The sequence below is a fragment of the Pseudomonas mucoides genome, from assembly GCF_015461845.1.
Taxonomy (GTDB): domain Bacteria; phylum Pseudomonadota; class Gammaproteobacteria; order Pseudomonadales; family Pseudomonadaceae; genus Aquipseudomonas; species Aquipseudomonas mucoides.
Genome location: NZ_JACOPW010000003.1, coordinates 419,389 through 431,553, shown reverse-complemented (window position 1 = coordinate 431,553; position 12,165 = coordinate 419,389). Strand labels below are relative to the sequence as shown.

At 60.2% G+C, this 12,165-nt stretch carries 13 protein-coding genes and 1 pseudogene; 10 read left to right on the top strand and 4 right to left on the bottom strand.

Features of this window, described 5'->3' with window-relative positions:
* Positions 1-23: 23 nt before the first annotated feature.
* Positions 24-308: a hypothetical protein gene (locus tag H8F22_RS16860; protein WP_027926412.1), complete on the bottom strand. Its 285-nt coding sequence runs from the start codon at positions 306-308 to the stop codon at positions 24-26.
* Positions 309-432: 124 nt separating this feature from the next.
* Here H8F22_RS16860 and H8F22_RS16855 point away from each other — a divergent pair, with 124 nt between their 5' ends.
* A complete protein-coding gene (locus H8F22_RS16855; protein WP_027926413.1) occupies positions 433-1,092 on the top strand; it encodes a glutathione S-transferase family protein in 660 nt (219 codons plus the stop codon).
* Positions 1,093-1,225: 133 nt separating this feature from the next.
* Here the strand turns inward: H8F22_RS16855 and argH are convergent, their stop codons facing one another.
* Positions 1,226-2,620: an argininosuccinate lyase gene (gene argH, locus H8F22_RS16850; RefSeq protein WP_027926414.1), complete on the bottom strand. Its 1,395-nt coding sequence runs from the start codon at positions 2,618-2,620 to the stop codon at positions 1,226-1,228.
* Between the two features lie 346 nt (positions 2,621-2,966).
* On the opposite strand from argH, the pseudogene H8F22_RS33065 reads away from it, so the two are divergent.
* The 8 genes and pseudogenes from H8F22_RS33065 to H8F22_RS16815 form a co-directional block, all read left to right on the top strand.
* Positions 2,967-3,083 (top strand): annotated as a pseudogene (locus tag H8F22_RS33065) (sensor histidine kinase); the annotation flags it as partial.
* Positions 3,080-3,826 carry a LytR/AlgR family response regulator transcription factor gene (locus H8F22_RS16845; protein ID WP_027926415.1) on the top strand — a complete coding sequence of 249 codons (747 nt, stop codon included), beginning with the start codon at positions 3,080-3,082 and terminating at the stop codon, positions 3,824-3,826. The pseudogene H8F22_RS33065 and the gene H8F22_RS16845, both read left to right, overlap by 4 nt.
* 138 nt (positions 3,827-3,964) lie before the next feature.
* Complete coding sequence (gene hemC / locus H8F22_RS16840; RefSeq protein WP_027926416.1) at positions 3,965-4,906, top strand: hydroxymethylbilane synthase; 942 nt, start codon at positions 3,965-3,967, stop codon at positions 4,904-4,906.
* Positions 4,903-5,670, top strand: a complete 768-nt coding sequence (locus tag H8F22_RS16835; protein WP_027926417.1) for a uroporphyrinogen-III synthase — start codon at positions 4,903-4,905, stop codon at positions 5,668-5,670. Before hemC ends, H8F22_RS16835 begins: the two co-directional genes overlap by 4 nt.
* 16 nt (positions 5,671-5,686) lie before the next feature.
* Entirely contained in the window at positions 5,687-6,841 is a 1,155-nt protein-coding gene (locus H8F22_RS16830) for a uroporphyrinogen-III C-methyltransferase (protein ID WP_027926418.1), read from the top strand.
* Positions 6,838-8,076, top strand: coding sequence for a heme biosynthesis protein HemY (locus H8F22_RS16825; RefSeq protein WP_027926419.1), 1,239 nt, complete (start codon positions 6,838-6,840; stop codon positions 8,074-8,076). Before H8F22_RS16830 ends, H8F22_RS16825 begins: the two co-directional genes overlap by 4 nt.
* Positions 8,077-8,431: 355 nt before the next feature.
* Positions 8,432-8,983: a disulfide bond formation protein B gene (locus H8F22_RS16820; protein ID WP_027926420.1), complete on the top strand. Its 552-nt coding sequence runs from the start codon at positions 8,432-8,434 to the stop codon at positions 8,981-8,983.
* Positions 8,984-9,160: 177 nt separating this feature from the next.
* Entirely contained in the window at positions 9,161-9,619 is a 459-nt protein-coding gene (locus tag H8F22_RS16815; RefSeq protein ID WP_027926421.1) for an Rsd/AlgQ family anti-sigma factor, read from the top strand.
* 59 nt (positions 9,620-9,678) lie between these two features.
* Here H8F22_RS16815 and H8F22_RS16810 read toward each other — a convergent pair whose 3' ends face one another.
* Entirely contained in the window at positions 9,679-10,344 is a 666-nt protein-coding gene (locus H8F22_RS16810; protein WP_027926422.1) for an FKBP-type peptidyl-prolyl cis-trans isomerase, read from the bottom strand.
* 192 nt (positions 10,345-10,536) lie between these two features.
* On the opposite strand from H8F22_RS16810, the gene H8F22_RS16805 reads away from it, so the two are divergent.
* On the top strand, positions 10,537-11,664 hold the full coding sequence (locus H8F22_RS16805; protein ID WP_194940472.1) for an AlgP family protein: 1,128 nt from the start codon (positions 10,537-10,539) through the stop codon (positions 11,662-11,664).
* On the opposite strand, the gene H8F22_RS16800 is transcribed toward H8F22_RS16805, so the two are convergent.
* Positions 11,661-12,125 carry a TIGR02444 family protein gene (locus tag H8F22_RS16800; RefSeq protein ID WP_027926424.1) on the bottom strand — a complete coding sequence of 155 codons (465 nt, stop codon included), beginning with the start codon at positions 12,123-12,125 and terminating at the stop codon, positions 11,661-11,663. The two genes, H8F22_RS16805 and H8F22_RS16800, sit on opposite strands and share 4 nt — an antisense overlap.
* Positions 12,126-12,165: the final 40 nt, after the last annotated feature.

The following is a 12,165-nucleotide window of genomic DNA, read 5'->3' as shown; positions in this document are numbered from 1 at the left end:
GCCCGCTCCCGCATGGTGTTCGCTTACTTCTTTTCCGGCGGCAATTCCGGCAGCGCGCGCAGTGCTGTTTCGTACCATTCGGTGTTGAACGCGCGGTCTTCTTCCAGGATCGCGTCGATTTCTACCGCTAACACGTGAGCCATCATGTTGAGGATTTCTTCACGTTCGTAACCCACCAGGGTCAGCTTGTTGAAGGTGGCCTTGGCCGCTGGCGGGTTGTCGCTTTCGATCTGGTTTTCGATGGCTTCGATCAGGGTGGTTTCGGTAAATTCTTCTTCGTCGCTATCGATGTCGATTGGCTCGCTCATGGCAGGCTCCTCAAGTTAAGGCGGCCAGTTTACCTGCATTCAGCGCTGTGATGCTGCTGGCAAGAATCGCTTCGGCGTTCTATAAAACAGGACTGCCAACCCCGCACGGCCTGGAGGCTTTGTGATGCTCAAGCTTTATGGATTTTCCGTCAGCAACTACTACAACATGGTGAAACTGGCGCTGCTGGAGAAGGGACTGCCGTTCGAAGAAGTGCTGTTTTACCCTGGCCCGAGCCCGGAAGCGCTGACCATCAGTCCGCGCGGCAAGGTGCCAGTGCTGGGCGTCGAACAGGGTTTCGTTAATGAAACCGCCATCATTCTCGAATACATCGAACAAAGCCAGAAAGGCACTCCTCTGTTGCCAAGCGATCCTTTCGAGCGCGCCCAGGTGCTGGCGCTGGCCAAGGAAATCGAGCTGTACATCGAGTTGCCGGGGCGCATGTGCTACGGCGAGGCGTTTTTTGGCTCGCCAGTGCCAGAGGCAATCAAGGACAGGACCAGGTCCGAGTTGCTGCTGGGGTTCGCCTCGCTGGCGCGACACGGCAAGTTCGCCCCTTATGTGGCGGGTGACAGCCTGAGCGTTGCCGATCTGTATTTCCTGTATAGCGTGCCATTGGCCGCTGCGGTGGGGCAGAAGTTGTTTGGCCTGGATTTGTTGGCCGAGATGCCAGAAGCCAAGGCGCTGCTGGAGCGTCTGGAGGCGAATCCGAATGTGCAGAGGATTGCTGCGGACAAGGAAGCGGCGATGCCAGCGTTTATGGCGATGATCGCGTCCAAGAAATGAAATTTGTAGCGTTCTGAAGTCAGTCATCGTCGGAGCGCCGCCCGGAGCAAGCTCGCTCCCACAGTGGAAAGTGCTGAACACACCGGGCCACTGTGGAGGCGAGCCGGCTCCGGGCGGCGTTCCGACGAAGCTTTTAGCGGCTGGCGAGCAACGCCTGGCCGCGAACCACTGCCTGCTTGACCTGTGCTGGCGCAGTGCCGCCGATATGGTCACGGGCATTCACCGAGCCTTCCAGGGTCAGCACGGCAAACACGTCCTGATCGATCTGGTCGCTGAATTTACGCAGCTCTTCCAGGCTCATTTCCGCCAGGTCCTTGCCGTTTTCCACACCGTACTTCACCGCATGGCCAACAATTTCGTGGCAGTCACGGAACGGCAGGCCACGGCGCACCAGGTAGTCGGCCAGGTCGGTGGCAGTGGAGAAACCGCGCAGCGCCGCTTCGCGCATCATCGCGTGCTTGGGTTTGATCGCCGGGATCATGTCGGCAAAGGCTCGCAACGAGTCGCGCAGGGTATCGGCGGCGTCGAACAGCGGCTCTTTGTCTTCCTGATTGTCCTTGTTGTAGGCCAACGGCTGGCCCTTCATCAAGGTCAGCAGGCCCATCAGTGCGCCGAAGACGCGGCCGGATTTGCCGCGAACCAGTTCCGGCACGTCCGGATTTTTCTTTTGCGGCATGATCGAGCTGCCGGTGCAGAAGCGGTCTGGCAGATCGATGAACTGGAATTGCGCGCTGGTCCACAGCACCAGCTCTTCGGAGAAGCGCGACAGGTGCATCATCGCGATGCTGGCCGCCGAGCAGAACTCGATGGCGAAGTCGCGATCGGACACGTTGTCCAGCGAGTTGCCGCCGACGGCGTCGAAGCCCAGTAGCTGCGCGGTGTATTCGCGGTCGATCGGGTAGGTGGTGCCCGCCAGCGCAGCGCTGCCCAATGGCATGCGGTTGGTACGCTTGCGGCAGTCGACCAGACGCTCATAGTCGCGGCTGAGCATTTCGAACCAGGCCAGCATGTGGTGCCCGAAAGTCACGGGCTGTGCGGTTTGCAGGTGAGTGAAGCCGGGCATGATGCTGCCAGCTTCGCGCTCTGCCTGCTCCAGCAAACCTTTTTGCAGGCGGGTGATTTCGCCGAGGATCAGGTCGATCTCGTCACGCAGCCACAGGCGGATATCGGTGGCAACCTGGTCGTTACGGCTACGGCCGGTGTGCAGCTTCTTGCCAGTGACGCCGATGCGATCGGTCAGGCGCGCCTCGATGTTCATGTGCACGTCTTCGAGGTCGATGCGCCAGTCGAACTGGCCGGCCTCGATTTCACCCTGGATGGTGTTCAGGCCATCAATGATGCTGTCGCGCTCGGCATCGGTCAGCACGCCGACCTTGGCCAGCATGGTGGCGTGGGCGATCGAGCCCATGATGTCGTGGCGATACAGGCGCTGGTCGAAAGTGACGGAGGCGGTGAAGCGGGCGACGAAGGCGTCGACGGGTTCACTGAAGCGGCCGCCCCAGGACTGATTGGTCTTGTCAGTGCTCATGAATTCGCTCGTATCGGCTGGAGAAAAGTGACGTTGAAAGCTGTCGCGGATAATAACAGGGTTGCCAATCCTGTCGCTGACACTGGTCGATACGTTTTTTTCTTATTGCGCGGTCCATACTCAAGGTGAGCCTTCGGGAAATTGCGCAACGATATTTTTCATTTGAGCAATAACGTCCCGGCAACCGTCTACAGTTGGACAGTAGGATCACCGCACTTTCTGGTGCGATTACTGACTATAAGAAGAGGGGGTGTTCATATTGTGTATCGGCAAACCCTACGGCGATCCCTCGCCAACGCGGGCCAGAGCCTCCAATCACGCGGCAGTTGAAAATTTAGCCGCCGATTTCGCGGCACTTTTTGGCCCTCGCGCTAGTCTTAGCGTGGATCGCGGTGACGGACGTCACTTCACCTGTCTACGTTATCCTTGTGCGAGACTCACGCAGGAATCCAGCGCAATATGAATGTCCTGATCGTTGATGACGAACCCTTGGCCCGCGAGCGCCTGAGCCGAATGGTCGGCGAACTCGAGGGATACAGTGTCCTGGAGCCGAGCGCCACGAACGGCGAAGAGGCGTTGGCACTGATCGACAGCCACAAGCCGGATATCGTGTTGCTCGATATCCGCATGCCAGGCCTTGACGGCCTGCAAGTGGCTGCGCGGTTGTGCGAACGCGAAACTCCGCCCGCTGTGGTGTTTTGTACAGGACCCGATGAATTTGCCGTGGAAGCCTTACAGGCCAGCGCCGTAGGCTATGTGGTGAAACCTGTGCGTACTGAACATCTTCACGAAGCATTGAAAAAAGCCGAGCGCCCCAATCGTCTCCAGCTCGCCGCCCTGACGCGTCCCGCTGCCGAAAGTGGTAGCGGACCGCGTAGCCACATCAGTGCACGAACCCGAAAGGGTATCGAGCTGATCCCACTGGATCAGGTGGTCTACTTCATTGCCGACCACAAATACGTGACCTTGCGCCATGAAAGCGGCGAAGTGTTGCTGGATGAACCGCTCAAGGCCCTTGAGGACGAATTTGGTGACCGATTCGTGCGTATCCACCGCAACGCCCTGGTCGCCCGCGAGCGTATCGAACGCTTGCAGCGCACACCTCTGGGGCATTTTCAGCTGTTCCTCAAAGGTCTGAACGGCGACGCATTGATCGTCAGCCGACGCCATGTGGCCGGCGTGCGCAAGATGATGCAGCAGCTTTAATTCGCCGTTCACAGGGCGAACTTCACACCCGCTTGCCGCACATACAGGCCAGGGAGGCCACGCAGTATCTGATTCAAGTCAAAGTGGATTTGGCTGAGCTGTTATTATCCGCCGTATCTATTCAGTACGGATTGATCCATGTCCTCTCGCGAAATCCGCATCGCCACCCGCAAAAGCGCCCTGGCCTTATGGCAGGCCGAATACGTCAAAGCCCGTCTGGAAGAGGCCCATCCCGGTCTTCTCGTGACGCTGGTGCCCATGGTCAGTCGTGGCGACAAGCTGCTGGACTCGCCGCTGTCGAAAATCGGCGGCAAGGGCCTGTTCGTCAAAGAGCTGGAAACCGCGTTGCTGGAAAATGAAGCCGACATCGCTGTGCACTCGATGAAAGACGTACCGATGGACTTTCCCGAAGGTCTTGGCCTGTTTTGCATCTGCGAGCGTGAAGACCCGCGCGATGCATTCGTCTCCAACACCTACTCCAGCCTGGATGAGTTGCCGAAAGGCAGCGTCGTCGGTACCTCCAGTCTGCGCCGTCAGGCTCAACTGCTGACCCGTCGTCCGGACCTGCAGATCCGCTTCTTGCGTGGCAACGTCAATACGCGCCTGGCCAAGCTCGATGCGGGTGAGTACGACGCCATCATCCTCGCTGCCGCTGGCCTGATTCGCTTGGGCTTCGAAGACCGCATCACCTCGGCCATCAGTGTCGACGACAGCCTGCCGGCCGGTGGCCAGGGCGCAGTCGGTATCGAATGCCGCTCCGCCGACAGCGAAATCCATGCCTTGTTGGCACCGCTGCACCATCTGGACACTGCCACTCGCGTGACCGCCGAACGTGCACTCAACAAACATTTGAACGGTGGCTGCCAAGTGCCGATTGCCTGCTACGCCGTGTTGGAAGGCGAGCAGATCTGGTTGCGTGGCCTGGTCGGAGACCCAAGTGGCGGCCTGTTGCTCAGCGCAGAGGCCCGTGCGCCACGCGCTGACGCTGAAACCTTGGGCGTGCAAGTCGCCGAGGACCTTTTGAGCCAGGGCGCCGACGATATCCTGAAAGCGGTGTATGGCGAGGCAGGTCACGAGTGACTGGCTGGCGCTTGCTGCTGACGCGCCCTGCGGATGAATCCGCAGCGCTGAGCGATGTTCTGGCGCAAGCGGGGATTTTCAGCAGCAGCTTGCCGCTTTTGGAAATCGAGCCAATCCCGGCCTCTGACACAATGCGCGCGCTGATTCAGACACTGGATCGCTTCTGTGCGGTGATCGTGGTCAGCAAACCCGCGGCCAGAATCGGTGTTGATCTGGTTGACCGGTATTGGCCGCAGTCACCTGCGTTGAAGTGGTTCAGTGTCGGCGCCGCCACTGCGCAGATCCTCGAGGGCCGTGGGCTGGACGTGAGCTTTCCGGCCGAGGGTGATGACAGCGAAGCCTTGCTGGAACTTCCCGGGTTGCGCGAGGCTATCAACCGGCCCGATCCGCGCGTGTTGATCATGCGCGGGGAAGGCGGGCGTGAACTCCTGGCAGAGCGTTTGCGCGAGCTTGGTGCTAGTGTCGAGTATCTGGAGTTGTACCGTCGCGGCTTGCCGCATTACCCGCCGGCGGCACTGCCTGACCGGATTGAAGCGGAACGCTTGAACGGGCTGGTGGTCAGCAGTGGACAAGGTTTTGAGCACCTGCATCAACTGGCTGGCGTTGCCTGGCCACAATTGGCGCGGTTGCCGTTGTTTGTTCCAAGCCCCAGGGTCGCCGGGCTGGCACGTGCCGCCGGGGCCCAAACAGTTGTGGATTGTCGTGGCGCCAGTGCCGCGGCTTTGCTGACGGCGTTACGGGAGCATCCCGAACCCGTTCTCTAATGCAAAGGATGGATACGTGAGCGAAACTGCCTTGCCTAAAGATGACGTCCAGCCAGTGCTTGATGCGCCGGTTGAAACTCCGGTTGAAACCGCGACACCCGCTGACGTGCAGCGCCGAGGCAATGGCCTGGCAATCGTCGCGCTGCTGCTCGGCGCTGCCGGTGTTGCCGTGGGCGGTTGGGGTGTCTGGCAGGTGCGACACCTGCAAGCCAATAACCAGCAGCAACTGGCTCAGGTGCAAGCGCTGAACGACCAGGCGCAAAGCCTCAGGCTCAATGAACAGCGCATCAGCGCACGTTTGGAGCAGTTGCCCGCCGTTGATGAACTGGATGCTCGCGCCCGTCTGGTCACGCAGTTGCAGGGCGATCAACAGCGTCTGAACCAGCGCCTGGAAACCGTCCTCGGTGCCAGCCGCAAGGATTGGCGCCTGGCCGAGGCCGAGCACTTGCTGCGTCTGGCCAGCCTGCGCCTCTCTGCCTTGCAGGACATCAGCAGCGCCCAGGCGCTGGTGCAGGGTGCCGACGACATACTCCGTGAACAGAACGATCCGGGTTCCTTCGCCGCTCGCGAGCAAGTGGCCAAAACCCTCGTGGCGTTGCGCAGTACAGAACAGCCGGATCGCACCGGCTTGTTCCTGCGCCTGGGAGCATTGCGTGATCAAGTGATCGACCTCACCGAGCTGGCGCCCGAGTACAAGGACCGGGGTGAATCACTGCTGGGCCTGACCGCTGATGGCGACGGTGCCAGTCGCTGGGCGCAGTGGTGGGATCAGATCTCCCGTTACATCCGTATCGACTTCAATGCTGACAAAAATGTCCGTCCACTGTTGGCCGGGCAGAGCCTGAGCCAGGTGCGCCTTGCCCTGAGCCTGGCGCTGGAGCAGGCGCAATGGGCCGCGCTCAATGGCCAGGCCGCGGTTTACACCCAGGCGCTGGCGGAGGCGCGGGACGTGTTGACCGGCAACTTCAACCCGGACAACCCCCAGAGCAAAGTGATGCTGGAGCAGGTTGGCGAGTTGAGCAAACAACGGGTCACGGTCGTGACACCGGATCTGACGGGTACCCTGAGCGCGGTCCAGGGGTATCTGGAGCGGCGTAATGTCAACGCTGAAGACTCGATCAAGCCAATGGCCAAGCCTGCTGCGGGTACCGCCCAGGAGGCAACGCCATGAAACGCCTCTATGTGATCGTGTTCCTGGTGATCGCCGCTGCTGCCGCGCTGGGACTGGCGATTGCCGAGCATGCCGGATACGTGCTGATTGCCTACAAGAGCTTTCGTTACGAATCGAGCCTGTGGGCGACCCTCGCATTGATCGCGGTGTTGTGGCTACTGTTCTGGGGCATCAAGGTGCTGGTTGAGCTGGTGATGACCTCCAGTGGCGTGGTCAATCCCTGGTCGCGGCGCAATCGCAGCCGCCGGGTGCAAGTGGCGATCGAGCATGGTCAGCTGGATCTGGCGGAAGGTCGCTGGGCCAGTGCGCAGCGTCATTTGCATCGGGCGGCCGAAGCCGAGCGCCAGCCACTGCTCTATTACCTCGGCGCGGCACGTGCCGCCAACGAGCAGGGTCATTACGAAGAAAGCGACAACTTGCTGGAGCGCGCCCTCGAACGTCAACCGCAGGCTGAACTGGCGATTGCCTTGAGTCATGCGCAATTGCAGACCGACCGTGGCGATACCGACGGAGCCTTGGCCACCCTTGAGGCCATGCATGAGCGTCATCCCCATAACGCCCAGACATTGCGCCAGTTACAGCGCCTGCTTCAGCAGCGTGGCGACTGGTCAGCGGTGATTCGCCTGTTGCCCGAGTTGCGCAAGGATAAAGTCCTGCCGCCCGCCGAACTGGCCGAGCTGGAGCGTCGTGCGTGGGGTGAAAACCTGTCGCTGGCGGCGCATCAGGAAGAGGACGGCAAGGTCGGTTTGCAATCGCTCACTCGCGCCTGGCAACAGCTTACGTCGGCTCAGCGTCAGGAGCCGCAATTGGTGCTGGCCTATGCCGAGCAGCTACGACAACTGGGGGCGCAGGTCGAGGCGGAGGAGGTTCTGCGCACAGCCCTCAAGCGCAATTACGACAGCCATCTGGCGCGCCTGTACGGATTGGTTCGCGGCAGCGATCCGGCTCGGCAACTGCAGACTGCCGAGGGGTGGCTCAAGGATCATCCGGCTGACCCAAGCCTGTTGCTGACACTGGGCCGCTTGTGCCTGCAAAACAGCTTGTGGGGCAAGGCGCGAGACTATCTTGAAAGCAGTCTGCGGGTTCAGCGCAATCCGGAAGCCTGTGCGGAGTTGGCGCGGTTGCTGGCGCAACTGGGCGATACGGAACGCAGCAATCAGTTGTTCCAGGAAGGCCTGGGCATGCTCGATGAGCGCCTGCTGGCGGCACCGTTGCCCACTCCCGTTTACGCCTGAGGCTGGTCTGTAGCAGCTGCCGAAGGCTGCGTCCGGCTGCGAAGCAGTCGTCATAAAGATAACGCGGTCGACCTGATAAACCAGAGCGCCTGATTTTACGACTGCTGCGCCGCCGGACGCAGCCTTCGGCCGCTGCTACATGGGCGGGGCGGCGTTCTCAGGGGGCTCGAAACGCGTCGTGTGTTTGGCTTTGTAGTCCCTGGTCGGCAACGTCCTACAGAGGGCTACACCGATTCCTCTCGACACTGTCGGGAATTCCCTACACTTCTGGTGAAGTGTCCGTGCCGGCCTGCCTTGAAAGGCTGGCGCGCTTTCCTCTACCGTAACCACCTGTCTCTACTGGTACGGAAAAGCCATGTCTTTGGCCTGCTCACGCTCCTTGTTTTTCATGGTTTTCATTACAGGTTCCCTGGCCTTGGGCGTTTCCTATTACCTGGAATATGCGGTCGGACTCAAACCTTGCGGCCTGTGCGTTTTGCAGCGGGTTTGTCTGGCGTTGCTGACGGGTGTTTGTCTGACAGCCTCCGTGCAGGGCCCCGGACGCTTTGGATCGTTCCTGTATTGGTTACTTGGATTCTTCTGCAGCCTCGCGGGCATGATTACGGCGTGGCGGCAGATTTTGCTGCAAAGTGACCCATCACATGTGCTGTCGACGTGCCCGCCTGACCTGGAAGGCTCGTACGAGAACATGCCCTGGTTGTGCCGGGTCACGGAGATGTTCAAAGGGAACGCTGATTGTGCCGAGATTTCCTGGACATTGTTCGACCTGAGCATTCCGGAATGGAGCCTGCTGTTCTTTGTCGGGGTGACGATTCTGGGGGTTTATCAGTTGCTGCGCGTCGTCTGGCTCGCGTGTGAGCGACCGCTCAGCGGCGTGTCGTCGCACCGGGTGCAGATGGGTGATTAAACACTTGTATGAACTTTATCTCCTGCGTACCTTGAAGCCACAGTCGCGCGGGCATAATCTGGCCCGCACGTGTCATTGGAATTATGTTGCTCGATGACGCTCTGCCCGACCGCCCACTGACGTAACAAGAGGCGAGCAGGCATAGAGCAGCTGACCCACAAGGGAAGAGAGATCACCATGCTCGAAAGTTGTCAGAATGCTCAGGAACGCTGGGGCGGAGTGCACCTGCTGATCGATCGCTGGTTGCAGGAGCGCAAAGATCTGATTGATGCCTACGACAAGCTCGGTGCAAAGCCTGAAGCACTGAGCGAGGACCGAAAGCCCTTGCAGGAGTTCTGCGGAGTGCTGGTCGATTACGTGTCTGCCGGGCACTTCGAGATCTACGAGCAGTTGACGGGGGAGGCCAAGGCTTTCAACGACAAGCGTGGTCTGGAACTGGCCGAGACCCTCTACCCGCGCATCGATGTCATCACCGAGAAGCTGCTGGCGTTCAACGACCTGTGTGATGCAGGCAAGTGCGTCGCGGAGAAATTCAAGGAGTTGGGCGGCTTGTTGCATGAACGCTTCGAACTGGAAGATTGCCTGATCGAAGTGCTGCATACCGCTCACAAGGAAGAGGACTCGGTTCAGGCCTGAATCCCTCCCGGCAAGTTAAAAACGGTGCGCACTGCGCGCCGTTTTTTTATGCCTGTTTTTCAGCTGGTAGCGCCGCGCAATTCGACTTCAAAAACCAGCGGGGTGAAGGGGGCGATCAGGTCGCCGGCACCGTCCGCGCCATAGGCTTGAGACGATGGAATCACCAGGCGCCATTTCGCACCCACCGGCATGTTTTGCAGTGCGCTGCGCCAGCCGCTGATCACGCTGTCGAGACTGAACCACTGCGGCTGATTGTTCTGATCGAACACCGTGCCGTCCGGCAGGCGCCCGACATACAAAACCTGGACCTTGCCATTTGGGCCGGCCTTGGCACCGGTGCCGGGAGTCAGCTCTGTCAGCAACACGCCATCGGCCAATTCGCGAACACCCGGTTTGGCTTTTTCCTCAGTGAGAAATCGCTGCTCTTTTTCCAGTGCGGCTTCGCTTTGCGGGAGCGCCGGTTGCTCGGCGAGCTGGGCTTCATGCTCGGCCAGGATTCGCTCGATCTGCTCGTCCTTCAGCGCCAGTGGCTTGCCTTGATACGCTTGTTGCAGACCCTCCAGCAGTGCCTGAAGTTGTAGATCGGGAACCTCCTGACGCAGGCGTTCACCGAGGCTCGCGCCCAGGCTGTAAGCAAGATCGTGAGGGTTATTTGCGGAGGTTTTTTCGTCGGCTTGAGCCACTGAAAAAAACACGCACAGCGATAAAAAAAGGTAGCGCGACATGGGCACTCTCCGACCTGGAATGCGGTGGATTATGCCAGTGAGAATGCGCACAAAGGTGAACTGGTTTTGCACAAGCGCAGAAGTTTTTCGATCCGTTGCAACGCAACGCTTTCGATACTGTCAACATGCCCTAGCGGCGGTAGCAGCAGAGGTCTAGTATGAGCCGCACCCACGTCAGCCAGGAGGTAAACCATGTCGGCCACCAAGAAGCCTGTAAATACCCCGTTGCACTTACTCCAACAACTGTCGGGCAGCCTGCTCGAGCATTTGGAAAACGCTTGTTCCCAAGCCTTGGCTGATGCTGAAAAACTGCTCGCCAAACTGGAAAAACAGCGCGGAAAAGCACAGGAAAAATTACACAAGTCCCGTACCAAATTGCAGGACGCTGCGTCGGCCGGCAAGGCCAAGGCACAAGCCAAGGCGAAGGACAGCGTGCAGCAACTCGAAGACGTGCTCGATGCCCTCAAGGATCGTCAGTCCGACACCCGTGCCTACATTCTGCAACTCAAACGCGATGCTCAAGAAAGCCTGAAACTGGCCCAAGGCGTCGGTCGTGTACAAGAGGCTGTCGGCAAGGCGTTGTCCCTGCGTGCAGCCAAACCTGCTGCAGTACCGGTCAAGAAAGCCGCTGCCAAGCCAGCTGCTGCAAAAGCGCCGGCCAAGCCTGCTGCCAAGCCAGCGGTGAAAACTGCTGCAAAACCTGCCGCTGCGAAAAAACCAGCCGCTGCCAGCGCTGCCAAACCGGCGGCTAAAACAGCCGCTGCGAGACCTGCCGCCAAGCCAGCCGCCGCGCGAACCGCTGCTGCCAAGCCTGCTGCAAAATCGCCTGCTGCCAAACCTGCTGCTGCAAGAGCCGTAGCCGCTAAACCGGCTGCTAAACCAGCCGCCAAAACGGCTGCTGCAAAACCTGCTGCCAAGCCAGTTGCTGCGCGAACCGCTGCTGCCAAGCCTGCCGCTAAACCCGCTGTAAAAGCTGCTGCCAAACCGGCTGCTAAACCTGCCGCCAAAACGGCTGCCGCGAAACCCGCTACTGCCGCCAAGCCAGCCGCTGCTAAACCAGCCGCTAAACCTGCCGCTGCTAAACCGGCTGCAAAACCAGCCGCCAAACCTGCCGCTGCCAAACCGGCTGCAAAACCAGCGGCCAAACCAGCTGCTGCAAAACCTGCCGTTGCCAAGCCGACTCCAGCGCCTGCTGCCAAGCCAGTGACTCCGGCGCCAGCAGCATCGGCTGCACCCGCAGCAACCACCTCGACAGCCACGGCTGCGCCAACGCCAGCCGCACCGTCGAGCGCCAGCACCACCCCAACCAGCGCTTCCTAAGTGCCGGTTACCGCGACGCGCAGCTGATGCAGCGCGTCGCGGTCCAGGTTGGCGGCGCCTGCCGCCACACCTTCCAGCCAGGCCGTCAGATCGGTCGCCTCACCCTGCGGCCAGCTCTGCGCCGTTCGCTCCAGCCGCAACAACAGATGCCGTTCGGCTTCCAGCTCCAGCGCCTTCACTTGTTCACGCAGCTTTTTCAGCTCGGCATCGTCAGTCGCGACGACTTTCCAGCGCATGCGCAAGGCGCGCAACGGTTGCACGACGTCTCCATCCCAAGGCTCCGCCACGGTGCGCAGTAGCTTGATTCGCTGTTCATTGCAGACGACGCCACGCTGTCCAAGCCACGCTCCACAGAACAGCAAACACACATTGGCGCCGGCTGACTGCAACTGCAGGCATGCGCGTTCGACGCCGGGACGGGCGTAAGTGGTCAGGGAAAAGCTCCACAGGTCAGAGGACATAGTGCTACTCGCGCCAGTTGCGAGCGAAGCTGGTAGACTC